Annotated in this window: 18 protein-coding genes and 1 pseudogene; 5 read left to right on the plus strand and 14 right to left on the minus strand. The window is 46.0% G+C overall.

Translation table 11 applies throughout. The features are described 5' to 3' along the window. Positions 1–19 precede the first annotated feature (19 nt). Both CAP48_RS19910 and CAP48_RS19915 read left to right on the plus strand, forming a co-directional pair. On the plus strand, positions 20–178 hold the full coding sequence (locus CAP48_RS19910; RefSeq protein WP_242444583.1) for a DUF4113 domain-containing protein: 159 nt from the start codon (positions 20–22) through the stop codon (positions 176–178). Positions 179–968: 790 nt separating this feature from the next. Next, positions 969–2,012 carry a replication initiator protein A gene (locus CAP48_RS19915; RefSeq protein ID WP_014752744.1) on the plus strand — a complete coding sequence of 348 codons (1,044 nt, stop codon included), beginning with the start codon at positions 969–971 and terminating at the stop codon, positions 2,010–2,012. Positions 2,013–2,321: 309 nt separating this feature from the next. Here CAP48_RS19915 and CAP48_RS19920 read toward each other — a convergent pair whose 3' ends face one another. Continuing rightward, positions 2,322–2,927 carry a TetR/AcrR family transcriptional regulator gene (locus tag CAP48_RS19920; RefSeq protein ID WP_048766759.1) on the minus strand — a complete coding sequence of 202 codons (606 nt, stop codon included), beginning with the start codon at positions 2,925–2,927 and terminating at the stop codon, positions 2,322–2,324. 428 nt (positions 2,928–3,355) lie between these two features. Between CAP48_RS19920 and CAP48_RS19925 the strand changes: the two genes are divergently transcribed. Together CAP48_RS19925 and CAP48_RS19930 are read left to right on the plus strand one after the other, a co-directional pair. Beyond that, positions 3,356–4,563 (plus strand): IS3 family transposase gene (locus CAP48_RS19925; RefSeq protein WP_369806378.1). Its coding sequence is split into 2 segments (ribosomal slippage): positions 3,356–3,674 and positions 3,674–4,563, totalling 1,209 coding nucleotides; the frame shifts between segments, so codons are not numbered across the junction. Positions 4,564–4,576: 13 nt separating this feature from the next. After that, positions 4,577–4,903 (plus strand): HPP family protein, encoded by a 327-nt coding sequence (locus tag CAP48_RS19930; protein WP_242444582.1) that lies wholly within the window; start codon positions 4,577–4,579, stop codon positions 4,901–4,903. Positions 4,904–4,955: 52 nt separating this feature from the next. Here CAP48_RS19930 and CAP48_RS20520 read toward each other — a convergent pair. The 12 genes and pseudogenes from CAP48_RS20520 to CAP48_RS19990 all read right to left on the minus strand — a co-directional run. Beyond that, a pseudogene (locus CAP48_RS20520) lies at positions 4,956–5,084 on the minus strand (DUF6500 family protein); the annotation flags it as partial. A 552-nt stretch (positions 5,085–5,636) separates the two neighbouring features. After that, the gene (locus tag CAP48_RS19940; RefSeq protein WP_100699622.1) at positions 5,637–6,746 is read right to left on the minus strand and encodes a porin; all 1,110 of its coding nucleotides are present in this window, start codon (positions 6,744–6,746) and stop codon (positions 5,637–5,639) included. A gap of 38 nt (positions 6,747–6,784) precedes the next feature. After that, on the minus strand, positions 6,785–7,399 hold the full coding sequence (locus tag CAP48_RS19945) for an ATP-binding cassette domain-containing protein (protein ID WP_016239123.1): 615 nt from the start codon (positions 7,397–7,399) through the stop codon (positions 6,785–6,787). Next, positions 7,399–8,163 (minus strand): ATP-binding cassette domain-containing protein, encoded by a 765-nt coding sequence (locus tag CAP48_RS19950; protein ID WP_016239122.1) that lies wholly within the window; start codon positions 8,161–8,163, stop codon positions 7,399–7,401. The genes CAP48_RS19945 and CAP48_RS19950 overlap by 1 nt, the downstream gene beginning before the upstream one ends. Then, complete coding sequence (locus CAP48_RS19955) at positions 8,156–8,968, minus strand: alpha-D-ribose 1-methylphosphonate 5-phosphate C-P-lyase PhnJ (protein WP_048766754.1); 813 nt, start codon at positions 8,966–8,968, stop codon at positions 8,156–8,158. Before CAP48_RS19955 ends, CAP48_RS19950 begins: the two co-directional genes overlap by 8 nt. Next, on the minus strand, positions 8,965–9,978 hold the full coding sequence (locus CAP48_RS19960; RefSeq protein ID WP_016239120.1) for a carbon-phosphorus lyase complex subunit PhnI: 1,014 nt from the start codon (positions 9,976–9,978) through the stop codon (positions 8,965–8,967). Before CAP48_RS19960 ends, CAP48_RS19955 begins: the two co-directional genes overlap by 4 nt. Next, the gene (gene phnH, locus CAP48_RS19965) at positions 9,978–10,535 is read right to left on the minus strand and encodes a phosphonate C-P lyase system protein PhnH (RefSeq protein WP_048766753.1); all 558 of its coding nucleotides are present in this window, start codon (positions 10,533–10,535) and stop codon (positions 9,978–9,980) included. Before phnH ends, CAP48_RS19960 begins: the two co-directional genes overlap by 1 nt. 4 nt (positions 10,536–10,539) lie before the next feature. Then, positions 10,540–10,965 (minus strand): phosphonate C-P lyase system protein PhnG, encoded by a 426-nt coding sequence (gene phnG, locus CAP48_RS19970; RefSeq protein WP_081194694.1) that lies wholly within the window; start codon positions 10,963–10,965, stop codon positions 10,540–10,542. A 12-nt stretch (positions 10,966–10,977) separates the two neighbouring features. Next, complete coding sequence (locus tag CAP48_RS19975; protein ID WP_048766751.1) at positions 10,978–11,493, minus strand: hypothetical protein; 516 nt, start codon at positions 11,491–11,493, stop codon at positions 10,978–10,980. Beyond that, complete coding sequence (locus CAP48_RS19980) at positions 11,486–12,310, minus strand: ABC transporter ATP-binding protein (protein WP_048766750.1); 825 nt, start codon at positions 12,308–12,310, stop codon at positions 11,486–11,488. The genes CAP48_RS19975 and CAP48_RS19980 overlap by 8 nt, the downstream gene beginning before the upstream one ends. 2 nt (positions 12,311–12,312) lie before the next feature. Beyond that, positions 12,313–13,371 (minus strand): iron ABC transporter permease, encoded by a 1,059-nt coding sequence (locus tag CAP48_RS19985; protein ID WP_100699623.1) that lies wholly within the window; start codon positions 13,369–13,371, stop codon positions 12,313–12,315. Then, a complete protein-coding gene (locus CAP48_RS19990) occupies positions 13,368–14,462 on the minus strand; it encodes an ABC transporter substrate-binding protein (RefSeq protein ID WP_081194698.1) in 1,095 nt (364 codons plus the stop codon). The genes CAP48_RS19985 and CAP48_RS19990 overlap by 4 nt, the downstream gene beginning before the upstream one ends. 99 nt (positions 14,463–14,561) lie before the next feature. Here CAP48_RS19990 and CAP48_RS19995 point away from each other — a divergent pair, with 99 nt between their 5' ends. Beyond that, the gene (locus CAP48_RS19995) at positions 14,562–15,473 is read left to right on the plus strand and encodes a LysR family transcriptional regulator (protein WP_016239113.1); all 912 of its coding nucleotides are present in this window, start codon (positions 14,562–14,564) and stop codon (positions 15,471–15,473) included. 331 nt (positions 15,474–15,804) lie between these two features. Here CAP48_RS19995 and CAP48_RS20000 read toward each other — a convergent pair. Beyond that, the coding region (locus CAP48_RS20000; protein WP_153045744.1) for a DDE-type integrase/transposase/recombinase at positions 15,805–16,182 on the minus strand (378 nt) is incomplete at its 5' end.

Here is a 16,182-nt window from a genome sequence, read left to right on the forward strand (position 1 = left end):
TGATAAGCGGGCGCAGCTGATGGTGGCCCTGGACGGCATCAATGCTCGATATGGCCGAGGATCGGTTAAAACAGGAAGTATCGGGTTTCACGACCGGGAGCATTGGTATATGCGCCAGGAGCGCAAGAGTCAGGGATATACAACGAACTGGGACGAAGTGCTGATAGCCAGAGCCTAATTACAGCTGTTTTAAGCGTTTTTTTATAAAACCCAAGGGTTGCTACGGGTTTGTTAGAAAAAACGCCTCATACGACGGCTCTGCAAACCACAGCCGCATTATTACACTTCCATTACCCCCTATTCTGCTAAACCGAAAGGGAAAGGGGGGCCGTTTACGGGGGAAACCGTAGGTTTCCACAAAAGGGGTCGAGGCCGCGACCGAAGCGTTAGCGTAGGGAGGACAGGGGAACCGGCACGGTTCCCGCGGCCAGGGCCTTACGGTTTTCCTGGGATAGTCTAGCTTTGCTCAGTGTTGGGGTTAGGGTCAATAAATCCCGCTTTAGCGGGACATGAATTAAAAGGCTTTGCGAAGCAAAGGGCGAAGGGAGCGTAGCGACCGAAGGGTTAGGCGGAAATCCGTTCAAATTTGATACTTTTCCACAGAAAAATATCGAGCCTGTTCTTATTACTATTTATTAAAGCTTATTAAGGATTTTGAAACCCGCATGAATAAAGGCTTACGAGGGAGTTTGTGCAGGTGAAATGCCGATAGTTTGCAGGTAGAATGCCGATAGTTTGCAGGTGAAATGCCGATAGTAGTTGCCTGATTGATCAAAAAATAAGCATATTGGATCTAATCTCTTGAATCTTGTTGCTACAGAGGTAGTTTGCAGCTAGAATGCCGATAAAGTGCAGGTGAAATGCCGATAGTTTCGTACTTTAGCTGCACTAAAGAAACGAGCCAAAAAGATGGTGGAACATCTCCTTGGCTCTAACCACAAACCCTTGTTAGAGAAGGATCTACGGCTATGGACGATTATAGCAATATGGGTAAGGAATACAGCCAATCTTTTTGGGAAGAAATCGAGCAGCTAGAAAATATCGGCATGGAAGAAGTGAGCCAGATTATTAGCGAGAATATGTCTGTTTCCCTTCCTGAAAAATTGCTTCTTAGAAGAATAAAAGCTCGGGATGATTCTATAAAAGGGGAAACGGAAAAAAAGCATCTGTTGCCGGAGCGGCACCAAGACGGTGACTTTTTTATTGCTGACGGTATCGATTTACCCTATGTCAGGGACGATATAGCGAGTATGGAGTACCCTATTTTCGCTTTAAAGGCTGGTGATACAAGAACCTTGCGGTTTGATCACAATAATGTCAAAACTGTGATTACAGCAAGTGCAGAATACGGCCGAGCAACTATTTTTGATAAAGATGTTTGGATTTACTGCGTTTCCAAGCTCATGCAGGCTAAGTTTAAAAATCTACCGATTAGCCGCAATATTCGGTTTTCAACCTATGACTTCCTTATTTCCACGAACCGACAAACAGGCGGGAGCCAGTACGAACAGTTTAAGCAAAGCCTGGAACGTCTTTCTGGTACTCGGATCTCAACAGAAATTGAAACTGGCGGTTTAAGACAGGCCGATTTTGTAGGGCTAATTGATAATGCCAGGGTGATAGAGGAAGACATTCAAGGTAGAACAGTAGCTGTCGAAATCACCCTTCCCAATTGGCTCTATCGCTCAGTTGAACATAATGAAGTATTAGCAATCTCCAAGGATTATTTTCGGCTCAGGAAGCCCATAGACCGTAGGATTTATGAAATCGCCCGTAAGCATTGCGGCAATAAGCCCGAATGGAAAATATCACTTGAATTGCTTCACAAAAAAACTGGAATTACCGATGTTTTACGCAATTTCAGGGTCGCTATAAATTCCCTTGCCAAGGCTGATGTATTACCCGATTACCACGTCAAATTTGAGAAAGAGAGTGATAGCGTAATTTTCAGCAATAGAGACCCCGACATTGGTGCAAAGGTCATGCTCAAACGGGCTAATTTATTCAATTAAATAATTATTTTGTGGACGGACAAAATAGTTGGGAACTGGGAGGGGTGGAAATGGAGGTTTTTAAGGGTTATTTTAGGGAAAGTGACAAAATAGATGGGAACTGACTATAAGGTAGTAATTTGATTCGAAAGTTAAAAATGACAAAATAGTTTGGAACTAAGATCATAGCAAATACATTTACCACTCTTGAGCAATGCCCATACAAAGGAACTTCTCACCCACGTATATTTTTAGACATTCAAAACCTCCCTGCCCTCCCTAATCACAGTTTTAGATCACATTAAGCAGCTTCTGCTTAGGTAAAAGACCCTAAATTTGCTCAAAAACACTCTCAACGATAGAGTCCTTGTCAGGGAACTTGAGCTCCCTACTAACAATACCTAGACCTACACATAACTGCTCCCATGCAGTATCAACATGCTGCAACGACTGGAAAACACTGGTATTTACTATCATTCCATCTAAGACAACCTGCACATAACGCGCCTGTTGCTCAGCCTTATCAACCGTCATTTTTTCCAAAATACTTTGTATATATTCATAAACCCATTGCTTATGAGCACTGCATATAGCCATATATGCTTGCTCCTCATGAAACTCATTGACTGCTTTGATAAACATACATCCATAAAACTGTTTTGACATGAACCAGCGAATATGCCAGTTAAACACTTCATAAAAACAGTCAATAGGATCAATAAAACTTTCAACAGATTGCTCTAATGACGACTTAAAAAGTTGATGCCTATACGTTAAAACCTCCTCAATTAGTACAGCCTTCGTTGGAAAATACTTATACAGCGTCATTTTTGAAACCTGAGCCACATCCCTAATTAAATCCACACCCACACCATGGTAACCATGCTGGTTAAAAAGCCTCATTGCCGTACTCAATATGTGATTACGCTTACTCATTTTCTTTCCAAATTATTTATTCATATACTTACAAATCACAAAAACTATACAGATCTGTACACTCATTGTATACTGCCCATTAGTTTGATTAAAACTTAAATTAGTAACCGCAAGGAAAGGATGATGATTAATCAAGTGCGCAGCATACAAACCTGTCCCCCACGCCCAAGTATGCGTCAAGTAGTAATAGGGCTCATTGGAGGGGTTTTAGGTATAGGCGCAACCGCTTGGTTAACTCAGTTAACCAACGTTCCATTACTCATTGCTCCATTTGGAGCTACATGTGTGTTACTTTTTGCGGCCCCCACTGCACCGCTTGCTCAACTGAATTTGCCCCTTGATTTACAGTGCCAGGAGTATTCCTTAAACTAACGACTAGGAATACACCTATGTATACGACTATGAGCTCATCAGATAACAATGACCGGATTGAGGTGATCACCGAGGTCCAGCGCCGCAGGCGCTGGACAGCTGCAGAAAAATTAGCCTTGGTGCAACGCACGTTCGAACCTGGCCAATCGGTCTCGTTGGTTGCCAGACAAGCCGAAATATCGACCAGCCAGCTATTTCAATGGCGCAAAGCCTATGCCGAAGGTTCTCTGGTGGCTGTGGGCGCCAATGAACCGGTAGTGCCAGCCTCACAAATGCAAGAGGCCATGAAACGGATCAAGCAGCTGGAAGCGGCACTGGGTCGTAAGACACTGGAAAATGAAATCCTCAAGGAGGCGGTCGATTATGGCAAATCCCGAAAGTGGATTGCGCGATCGCCCTTGTTACCCGGGGACGAGCAGTGAGAGCGGTCTGCTCAGTTCTTGGTGTGTCGCGCAGCCATGTAACCACTCGTTTACGCCGTCCGGCCAACTGGATCGATGCCCGTAAAGCACAGCCCGTTGCCGATGACGAACAATTAATCAGCGATCTGATCACGGCCATTCGTGACCGAGCCAGCTACGGCTACAGACGGATCTGGGCTGTATTGCGCCATCAGGGTGTGGACGGGCGCAAGTATCAGATTAATCATAAACGGGTTTATCGGATCATGCGTGATCGCCACCTGCTGCTGTATCGGCATGGTGCACGTCCCGTCAGTCGTCGCCGGCATGAGGGTAAGGTTGCCGTCGGCACCAGTAATACACGGTGGTGTTCCGACGGATTCGAGCTGTCCTGCGACAATGGAGAGCGCGTGCGGGTGGCCTTTGCGCTCGATTGTTGTGATCGAGAAGTCATGAGCTGGGTAGCGACCACCAAAGGGATTGATGCCCTGCTGGTTGGCGATCTGATGATGCAGGCAGTAGAAGCGCGGTTCGGACCTGGTCAGACCGCCGCTCAGCCTGTCGAATGGCTCTCTGATAACGGCTCTTGTTACACCGCAGCCAATACCCGTCAGTTTGCACGGATGCTGGGCTTAAAGCCAGTTACCACACCTGTGGTCAGTCCGCAGAGCAATGGGATGGCCGAGAGCTTTGTAAAAACATTCAAGCGCGATTATGCTCGGCTGGCTGAACGACCTGACTCGCAGAGCGTCATGGCCGCCTTGAAGCAGTGGTTTGAGCATTACAATGAGAGCCATCCGCACAGTGCGTTGCAATACCTGTCACCTCGGCAATTCCGGGAGCAGCAGCGATTAAATAACTAATACTCCCGGCCCTGTGATACAGGGGCGAGTCCATCAACCCAGAAATGTAGTTATAGGCCACTTCATCTCAGCTCTAGTAGGCATTGTCATTTTTCAACTACTCGGTAATAGTCCGCTCTCTATGGCTATTGCAGTTGGTCTTGCTATCGCTTTGATGCAGCTCTGTCGGGCAGTCCATCCACCTGCAGGAGCCAACCCGTTAGTCATCATGATGGCAGGAGTGAATGATTATTTCTTTCTTATTACTCCTGTTCTGGTTGGCTCTCTAATTTTAATTCTGACTGCTCTTATCCTGAATAATATAGATAAAAGTAAGCGCTGGCCGATTTATTGGTATTAGAGTAAAAGGCAGGCTGTTAAAAACCACTTAATCTAGTCAATATATGCATTGCCATCAGCAAATCTGGGTCATTATTTTTATTAGCGAAGAAAGCGTAAAACGACAGGCTTACAGACTCTCCCTTCTTCAAAATTTTCTCGTCACAGATAGCAATAGCCTTGGCTCTTAAGCTCGATCTCATACTAATTTCATCCTCTTGTTATACCAAAATGCATCAGCTCTCAAGGTTAGCCCATGACCGTTCTACGACGGTCGAAAATTTTAATTCTGACTGCTTTTATCCTGAGTAACATAAATGAAATTAAGCACTGACAGCTTTATTGGTATTAAATCACAAAAGATTCAGGCTCTGTTGAGTGTCCCTACTAGGGACACTTGCTACTTCAATTAAAAAGCCCCTAGACTAATACTAGAGGCTTTCATCGATAGACCGATGCTTATGCAGCGGTTTAAATCAGGGGCTATCTACCACTTGTTTGCAATGAGTCTGTACTTCCAAGTCGAGATCATGCCATCAGGCCCAGCTCCAGGAATCTCGAATGAATCATTATTCACTGAGACTTTGGAGCCGAATTCTTCAGTAAGAGCCTCCATCAGGGCACCCAGTCTCTGCCTTTCGAATTCAAAATCTAAACTATGTGGTGACATAACATTAGTTTCAAACCAATCATTAGCTGTGCAGCAAATAAAGCTATTTTGAAAAAAATTAGTCCCTGCCTCATGCTATTTTTCATCAGAACCGGTGTCGTATACCAGCACTTACTAATTTAGACGTAAGGTCCTTTTGGAAAAGGACATGTCTGGCATAAGAACCATAAGCGTATAAATTTGTACGTTTGCTCAGCTTATAGGTATAACCTAACGAAAAAATTTGTTGTGTATCTAGGTTATCGCCAACAAAGGCGCTACGTCTACTACGTTGGGCGCCATGGCTAGGATCCGCCATTTGCCACATAGCTCGGATGTTACCTTTTCCGATAGGCGCGTTGATACCGATAAGATAAGAATTAAAGTCCAACCCATCGGCTGCAACAAATGAGCCACTACTAATCGAGGCAAAATCTTGTCCAGCGAACCAGCCATTACGTGTGTTGCCTACGGCCATAGATAATTTCAATATATCAAAGTCATAAGCCATGCCTAATGACCAGGCTCGCATCGTCGTGTCCTGCGTTCTAAGTTTGATTTGATCGTACGTGATAAAAGCCTCAAAAGGACCGTTCCCATAACGCAGACCGGAGGTCAGCGCGGTATTATCCTTTTTCTCACCATTAATGCTGCCTACTTGCTCTCCATCAATAGCAAACGAGTAACCAACACCGGCTTGGAAGCCATTTACATTCGGGCTTTGATATAACACCATGTTGTCATAACGGACAGTATTCATGGAGCTAAATGATGCGCCTACTGCTAACTGGTTATAGCTAGAGTCCATCGTATCAAGTACTTTGCTGCGGAATTTCGAGGCCATATTGGTTTGACGACCTACGTCGATTCGACCCCAGCTTTTATTTTGTAATCCTAAGGTTGCTTGACGACCAAATAGACGTCCGCCTTGCTTGCTTTCACCGGTAGTTAACTCAAAACCACTTTCTAGCTGTACGACTGCTGCCGTGCCATTACCCAATGACTCAGTGACTTTTAAGCCCCATCGATTTCCGGATTGGCCACCGCTGAGTAGCCCAGTGGATTTGGATGAGTAAGGAGAACCGTCCCACATGCCACTAATACGTTGATGAGTAATTCCAGCATCCAACACACCATACAGTGTGACTGAGGTATCGGCATGAACGAAGTTTAGGCAACCTACACTCAACGCAGATCCCAATAAAATTTTTTTCATTATGAGTACTTTTCCAGGTTAAATTAAATGTAGACGGTTTAACCGTCTAAAGAGATTGACTGATCCACCCAACTGGCACTCGTATGACTGGTGTAAATAACCAGTTTCTGAGCGGCTTTAGCCTGTAATAAAAGCGTGCTCACCTGATGACTACGCTCTGGATCCAATCCTGTACAGGGCTCATCTAAAAGTAAGATTGGAGGAGAAGAAAAATAAGCGTGAAGCAACATAAAACGCTGTAGTTCACCACCAGAGACATCACAGGCATAGCGAGAGAGTAAGCTAGGAGAGAGGTCCAGCAGTCTTAGTCCGTCGAGTACTGTCTTTGTGGGGACTAGAGCAAACCAATCCACAAGTTTTTCGCGAGGTAGTACGGTAGGATGTTGCCCTACGTACGACATTAATCGTGAGCGTAGAAATGCAAAGTGGGCGGGTGTCATTGTGCTTGGTGTGAACTGCTGATCGTGGGTTCGTATGCACAAGTGTGCCGTTCCTAAGCTTCGACTTCCCCAAATTCGTGAGAGCAAAGTCGATTTTCCTGAGCCTGACGCTCCCCAGATCTGTACGATCTGCCCTGTTTGTGCCGTTATGCGAAGTGGCCCATGATGTATGCCATTGCCTTCATACTGCAAAATCACAGTTGGTTTATTCATTAAATCATTGCCTTAACAAGAGCTTGGGCGATGAGATGCTCAGGCTCAGTAAGCAAACGATCCATAATGGATTCGCTGACGATGCGGCCTTGATCCATCACGATGGCCCGATCAGCAATGAGTCGAGCTAGACGTAAGTCATGAGTCACAAACACCATGGCAGTCTGTGTTTGGTTTCTCAAATTAGAGAGCACATCTAAAAAATCTGCTTGAGCGACTGAGTCGAGACCAGCAGTGGGTTCATCTAAAAATAAAATGCTCGGCTGATGGATCATGGCCGCAGCGATTTGTACGCGTTGGCGCATCCCTCCCGAAAAGTTCTTCACTGGCTCATGTAATCGTTCTGGACATAAACCAAGTCGCTGGCCCCATTTTTGTGCTTGTTTGAGTGCATCAACCGCACGGTTGTCACCTAAATCAAAAAGACGACGTACGATATTAGTGGCGGCACTTTGTCTCAGGTTTAGGGTTGTGCTGGCATCCTGAGCCACATAGCCACACGCCCGCCGACGTAAAAGGTTAGTTTGATAAAGACTGGTACGTAGTAAATCCTGGCCTAAAAGGGAAAGAGCCTGACAGTTGTTAGATAGCTGTCGTCCAGCAAGTATATTCAGAAGACTTGATTTTCCAGCACCTGAGGGGCCGACTAAAGCGAGAACCTCGGAAGGATAAAGCTTGAGGTGACAATCCGACAAAATACGGTGCCCAGCTATTTCAAGTGAGATAGCCTGTGCTGTCAGCACGGGATCTGGCAAGCTAAACATGAGCGCGCTCCTTGCATGCTTCGGAGTCGGAACATACCCAATGGGGGGTGTTTGACGTACCAATATTATCCAAATAATGAATAGATGAGCCGCAGATACAACATGCTGTATCGACTTTTTTCAGGCTAGCAGGCAGGTCAACAAAAGCTAAGTTTGCTAAGGGTGTATAGGCAGGCAATGCATAAATTCGTCGCTCGCGTGCGGCGCCAAAAATCTGAATAGCAGGCATCATCGCCATGCGGGGGTTATCCATAGCAGGAATAGGCGACGGTGACATTAAGACCCCATCATTAACAATCACAGGGTGGTCGTATCCTAAGCACGCCTCATCTTGTTGCAACCATGTTTCAAATAGAGCGCTTAACACGACACCGTAATCATGATGTGCGTGCCGTGTCAGTGCTTCGGCCGCATCATTAATAAATCCACGTAGAGGGTCAGGTCGAGGAACTTGGTACACCACAATTTGCTCTTCCCGCAACGGGCTTTCAGGGACTCGCTGACGCGTTTGAATGAGAGTAGCCTTTGAGCTTGTTGTCGTAATTGATATGTTTGCCGTTTTAGTAAAAAAATCCGCGATATTCAGGGCATTAACGGTATCATCCGAACCATGATCGACTACCTTTAACGTGTCATTCGGTTCTAATAAGGCAGCGGTAATAGCCATGCCTCCTACCCCCCAACCATAGGCAATGGGTAGCTCAGGAGCTGAGAAAGGTATTTGACGTCCAGGTAGACAGAGTGCTTTTAGGGTTTTACGACGTATTTCTTGTTTGGACGGTAGATCAAGGTAGGCATAATTCATATTTCCTCCTTAGCCTGAACTCGGCGTAAACGCGCTAAATCAGCATCAAAGTCAGAGTAATGAGGTAATTTCAAATGGCTGACATAGCCGGATGCAGCGACTCCGTCGGTATGCATGAGTGCATCACTGGTAGCACCCTCAATTTTAAAGTGCTGATCTACGATTGCCATGGCGACGGCTTTACGCTCGTTAGCTCCAAAAGCAATACCAAAACCCGCTTCTAAATGTGGAGATGAGCTAAAATTTGGAGCCACAGTAGTGCAGGCAGTTAACTCAACCTCACCAATGGATACGGTTAAATTGAGGTCTTCCAGCTCTACGAATATTTCAACGCTCCCTCTCATTAATTGCGCTACATAGGGATGACTCGTTGAGGCTTTACGCAAACTCTCGTAAGCTAATCCAGTTAAGTAGCCTTCTTCGCCACGAGCGAGATGAGCGAGACGCTCGCAAGGATCAGGTAAAGAAGGCAAAACAGTTCGCGTAATGTCTATCGGAGCTTTAGATATTTCGGTGCGGATAAGATCTGCGTACAGTGGCTCAGAGCTAGAGGGCGATGAGGGAGCTGTTATCACTGATTTAGGTAACTCGCACTGAGGGCGAGAGTGTTCTAAATCCATATTCAGTAAGCGGTGGGTGTAGTCGTAAGTGGCGCCTAAAATTTGCCCTCCAGCCAACTCTTTTTGCGTGGCGGAAATGTGGCGACTGTAATGCATTGTTTTTAGATCTATGTTTTGGCTTGAGCCAAAATTGGCTAATTGCGCGCGATGAGCACGTACGAGAAATACCGCTTCGGCAATGTCTCCCTGAGCTTGCTTAAAGGCAATAGCAGCAAAACGTCGATCGTATAAGCCCCCCTCACTCATGATCCGATCAAGAGCTAACGACATTTGTGCCATGATTTGATTAATTTCAATCTCGGGGATTGTGTCGTCGCCTCGGCGACTCCGTTCTACGGCTATACGGGAAGCAGCAATTGCTTGTTCACCACCCTTTACTGGTACGTACATTAAATGATCTCCAAAGTTAAGTGACGTGGTAATACAACCAGCTGCGTGTCAGCGCATAGTAGTAGGTCCACTCCACGCGGGTAATCGGCACGAAAAGCAATATGATCAATGACTACATTTTGATGTAACCCTGAAAAATATAAAGTGTGTGGTTTGTTGAGTCCTGCACCGGTGGCTCGTATAGCAAGCCCCCCGTTTGTAGGTGATATGGCGGCTATTTCCATGACAAGGGTTGCCCCACTTTCAGGCGCCTCACGGCTTCCTGCTGGAATATGTTGTAAGTGATGCCGTTGAGAACCTGCAAAAACCCATTCGGGAGTTTGGCTCAAGGTTGCGCCTGTATTCAAAATACGGCTTGTTAATTCCTTATTTTCCACCTCAATAGCTACCGTCGTTTGGCTGTCTAGAAGGCAGTCAACGATGCAATGAATAGCACGCTCTTCTAGTTGCTGTATGCGCATTGGGTAACCAAAGGCATGCAGTAGTCGCCGATAAGTACGCGTCTGCCGATGTAACTCATCGTCATGTCTGTGCTCAGATCGTAAAGGTATTTTCATGATTCTAAGTTTTTTGTGTGGTGTAGAAACGTACAGAAGTAGCAGCCGTCAGCTGCTCCCTCTCAGCCTTTTTTAGCTCTAACTGTTGGCGTATAGGGTGCAGCACCAGCTCACGTTGGTGGGAGGGGGCCGTTTGTAGAAAGGCGTCTAGATAGGCCGCTAACTCCGCTTTGCGTAGATCGGAGCCCAAATGTACTGCGTAACCTTGAATTTTCCCAATAGCGATTACGCAGCGAGTACAAGAAGCCTCACCAAACTGAAATGACACTGAGGCCTTACAAGCTTGTGTATTGAGCTGCACCAACCCCGTTTCAGGGCCAGCGAGTTTTTGTATAGGCACACCCGGATTGTAAGTAGCCCAGATATTTTCCAGATAATCTCGGTTAGCTCGGGCAAGTAGCCCGAGCCAAGTTTGACGTTCTTGACTCATGGCTATGACTTATTACGATAATACGGTAGCGTTGTAAATATCTTCTGCGGGCTGGACTAACAAGCGTTCTCCCATTTCGAGCTTCATTTCAGCCAAAATGACCTCTTCTTCTGGTGAGCGGTCTTTCTTGCGTGCTAACTGAATGAACTCGGGGCGTACGTGTCCGGGACGGATGGTGATTTCAACAGCGGTGCCACGGTACTCGAAACGGAAGTAATAACGACCACCGGGGGACTCTTCTTCTTCGAGCCCTACTGAGTTATCAACAATGTAGCGACCCTCAGTAAGACCGCGGGTAACAAACTCAATCGCATCTCTACCCCCTGGGCCTCCAAAGGCTGTGACACAGCGAATTTCACGTCGTTCAGGCAAACGACCATTATCTAGCAAGGGCCAGGCTCGCTGCATAACTTTTAGCCCGTGGGCTACACCACCCGGATAACCGGCACCGTGGTATTTTAATAACTCATCAAAGTGGACTGTAAATTCATGTCCATTTTCCAGATAGGAGATTGTATCGTTACTCATTGTATTTACCTTTGTTTAGAGGATAAGAAATGGGCATATCTTGATCCGGTTCACGTATTCCAAAAACCGGGCAGATTGTGCTTTGAAAATGTTCTCCCGTTTGCACCATTAGACGGCGTAGTCTGACGTTGTATAAACGGGATAACTCAGACTCGGTTAACAGCTCATCAGCTGGACCAAATTTAATCTGATCGTTGGTGTGCATCAGCAGTACTTTGTCTGCGAGATGCAGAGCGTGTTGCGGATGGTGAGTGGTAAAAACGACCGAATGGCTACGTACTCGGCGTAACTCGAATAAGACGTTAAGCAATAAGTCCTGATTAGCTAAATCTAAAGCTGAAGCCGGCTCATCAAGTATGAGTACCTCAGCACCAGTAGCTAAAGCACGAGCAAGCAACACTAATTGGCGCTCGCCGCCGGATAGAGAGCCATATAAACGATAAGCAAAATGCCCTCCGCCTACTTTTTCCAATGCTTCAAGAGCTAGCTTACGATCCCGCTGTGAAGGAAGGCTGAACATGGGGAGCAAGGCGGCTCGTGCCATGAGTACCACATCGAGGCAACAATGGTTTTCACTACCGTATTGGTATTGAGGTACATAGCCGATGAGGTGGGGTACCTGCCGTTGTCCTTGATCTAAACGTTGTGAGCCTAATAGAGCTTTTAGCAACGTAGTCTTACCGCGTCCGTTTGGGCCCAAAATGGCCAACGTTTCGCCCTTTTGTACGTTAAAACTTAAATCCTGAAAAATCACACGTTCACCAAAACGTACGCACGCTCCAGTTAAACTGAGATGAGAGGTAAAGACGGTTTGCATGATTAAGCCCTTTCACGTCGACGAGTGCATAGTAAGTACACAAAGGCGGGGGCGCCAACTAGAGCTGTGAGTACGCCTAAAGGAATCTCTGCAGCAGTTAAACTACGAGCCAACGTATCAGTCAAAATCATGAAAGTGGCACCCAGCATAAGACTCGTGAAATAGAGCCGGCGGTGATCTTCGCCTACTAACATACGAGCAAAGTGTGGGATTACGAGTCCTACCCACCCCACTACGCCCGATGCGGTTACGCAGGCGCCGATAATGATAGAAATCAACGCGAAGACGATCATCCGGGAGCGTGCAACATGGATGCCAAACGACTTAGCTTCGTCGTCACCCATAGCGAGTACAGCAATGCGATAGCGCATTCTATTCAGTAGGTAAATGCTGGCAATGAGTATAGGAGCAGTTTGTGCAAATTTTTCCCAACTCGCCGTTGCAAAGCTTCCCATCAGCCAAAAGACGATGGCAGGTAAACTCGTTTCTGGATCCGCGGCATATTGAACTAACGAAATACCTGCTGCAAATAAAGCATCAATAACAATTCCAGCAAGCACAATAGTCATCAAAGTACGACCCGCCATATTTGAAATCAGCACTACTAAAAGCAGAGCAGCAAATGCTGATACAAACGTAGCCCCCATCAGTAGCGGCCCCCCTACTCCAGCCAAAATTGCCAGTGATCCTCCTAATGCTGAACCTGAGGATAAACCTAGCACTTTAGGTGAAACGAGAGGGTTACGAAATAAGGTTTGTAAGGCTACCCCGCAGATGGCAAGCCCAGCCCCACATACTCCTGCCAATAATATGCGCGGCAAGCGTACATTCAAGATCACCAACGCATCCATATGCTGTGAGTTATCACCTCGTAAGGCTGCATATAGGATGGCTACAATCTCATCTAGCGCTACGCTGTATCGACCTACTGATAGCCCGATTAGCACAGTCGCTATAAGCAGTAGGGACAAAAGAAGCCAATGACTAGCACGCCAAGCGCTCAGGGTAACTGGCTCAACCATTTCTGAGGACGAGTGAATCGATCGCTTATATGTGTTCATTGCTTACGAAACACTTGATAACCGTGACTGTCGCCGTTCATATCAATACGCAGAATTCGATCTATCTGCTCTTCCGATAGGTCAAAGTTATAAAGTAATTTGAAGCCTTCTTTTAATTCGTGACGTAGGTCAAAAGAGAAAATATCGGGATGAGTAAGATTGGCCAGCCACATCCATGTGTAGGGGCTTTCATGGGAAGCACTATCCCAGATATATCCACCTTGAGGTGTCTTATAAACGCGTTTTTGTACGGCGGCATTTAAGCGAGAAAGTAATGGGTCGTCGTATATCACTTCTAATCCAGCATCCGTCTCTGCTGCGGAAAGTAAGATAATATCTGGGTTCCATTCAAGAATCTGTTCCACGCTAACAGTGCTTCGTACGCCAACTCCTTGAGCTACATTTTTAGCGCCAACCAGCTCGATGAAGGTCTGTTGATAACTTTTCTCACCAGTAGCAGTCAACTTGGGATTGGCAGAGCGCAAATGCAAAATGCTTGGTGTTGCATGAGAGCCTACTTGTTTTAAACCAGTAGTAATTTCACTTTGTACACGGTCACGCCAATCAATAAGCTTTGACAGTTTTTCAGTATTACCCGTGATATCAGCCACCATTTTCATATTGGCTCGGGCCAGCTCTTCTGTACCCGCATTGCCACCGCCTACCATTAGAGCAACGGGCAAACCTGCATTGCGAAGTGGAGCTACGATATCATCGCCGCGCTCACCCCACTGGATGACTAAATCCGGTTTAAGTGCTGCGATGGCCTCTACGTTGGGCATCCAACCACCGTTTTCCGACACAATGTCACTGGAGATATCAACAGCTTCAGGAAACATAACGCTCATCATACTGCTCTCAAAGGCTCGTTTAGAGCCCTCATTCATACCCACTAACAGCTCGGTAGAACCATCTATTGCGATGAAGGTAGCTGCAGCTGGTTTGGGCAGAGTAATGATACGTCCAGGAGGGGCTTCTAACTTAATTTCCTGTCCGGTTACATCAGTAAAGTTAAATTCTTGCGCTGACAAGTTACCTGATAACAAAGTTGTCGCTACTAGCACGGCAAAGCAACGGGGTATTGAGGTCATAACTTTTCCAATTGAGATTGAGATTGAGAATGAGAATGAGAATAGCTATCATATAGATTAAAAATATTATAGCAAGCTTTTTTCATCAATTGGAATCGAATGTTTATGACGGTGCGTGAAGTAATTTCGAACAAGCTAGCAGCAGTGTCTGTGCGTGACTTGCTTTTAGTTGAGGCCGTCGCAATGAAACGTAGTTTTCGTTATGCGGCCATAGACATGGGTATTTCGACCTCGGGCTTGTCTTATCAAGTAAAAAAAGTAGAGGAAATTCTCGGACAGCCCATTTTTGAAAGGGGGAGTAAAATAACACCCACTGCCTTTGGAAAGGAAGTTTTAGACTTAATCGCCGTGATTTTAGAAGGCGTGACTCGGCTTGAGGGGTTACGTGATGATGGCTTAGCTCTTCCCTTTGGGCAAACCTTACGTATTGGAGTGATTTCCTCACTGGCACCGGATAACTTGTTACGGATCATCCAGATTTGTGCTCACCGTTCAGGTAAAACTAAAGTCGAGTTGGTTAGTGGCAAGCATCAAGGTCTGTTACGGCGTTTACAGAACCGTGAAATTGATTTGCTAATTAGTGCAGCACAGTCGGTTCCTGAGGGGATGGCATATACAAGCTTATTCAAGGAACACTTTGTCTTACTAGTGCGAGCCGATAAACTTCAGCCTGAACTCCATCCTCTTATGCTCTGTGAGCCTGGATTACTACCACTTAGCGAGGATGATTTTGTTCCATCGCTAATTACTGAAGGCTTAAGTAAATTATTAAGCTCCGGCTTGACTCGTACATATGGCCTTGGTGTTGAGCATCGAATGGCTTTAGTTGCCGCAGGTTATGGTCATGCATTATTGCCGTATGGCTGGGTAAGAGATGTGCATTTACCGGATCATTTAGCAGTGATGGAGCTTCCTCCCGCTTTATCGGCAGAGCGTGAATTAGGTTGCTTTTGGCGTCACTCATACATGATGGGGAGTCAAATTTCTCAGGCTTTTAGTGAAGCATGGTAATGCATGTTTCTGATGCGGGAGTATTTAAGATTTTACTGAAAAAAGGCATTGTGCATCAAGGTGCGCTTACGCATTGATTTTGTGGTCTGCAAACATTCGGATCAGCCTTCGAGCGTCATCATGCTTGACGCTCGTTGTAACAGATAAGCAAGGAAAGGCAATTCCTGTCGCTTTGAAAGCACTCTTGATTTTTTTCCAGTTGCGCTCGTCGGGAGGAATTCGACATAGCGCAAGTGCCAATGCAACTAATCTATTTATAATTTATTCTCAACAAAAAAAATCCAGTATGCTTTTTCACAGCATAACTGGACCGATTGAATCGACCAGATTTTTATAGACAGTTCGTAGCCTCAGAAAAGTATTGCTGTTCGTAGTTTACCGGCGATAGGTTGGCCGCATGGCTATGACGGCGGACAGGGTTGTAAAACATTTCGATATAGTCAAAGATATCCTGTCGTGCGTGCTCTCTGGTTTTGTATATATTACGTTTAATTCGTTCACGTTTGAGTAATTGGAAGAAGCTTTCTGCGACAGCATTATCATGGCAGTTTCCGCGTCGACTCATACTCGGTTGTAGATTATGGTTGGCCAGGAACGCTGCGTATTCGTAGCTCGTAAATTGACTACCCTGATCTGAATGGACCATGATGGGTTGCTTGGGTTTGCGACGCCATACTGCGGCGAGCAGTGCCTGCAGAACTAAATCTTT

Source organism: Advenella sp. S44, assembly GCF_002810445.1.
Taxonomy (GTDB): Bacteria; Pseudomonadota; Gammaproteobacteria; order Burkholderiales; family Burkholderiaceae_B; genus Advenella.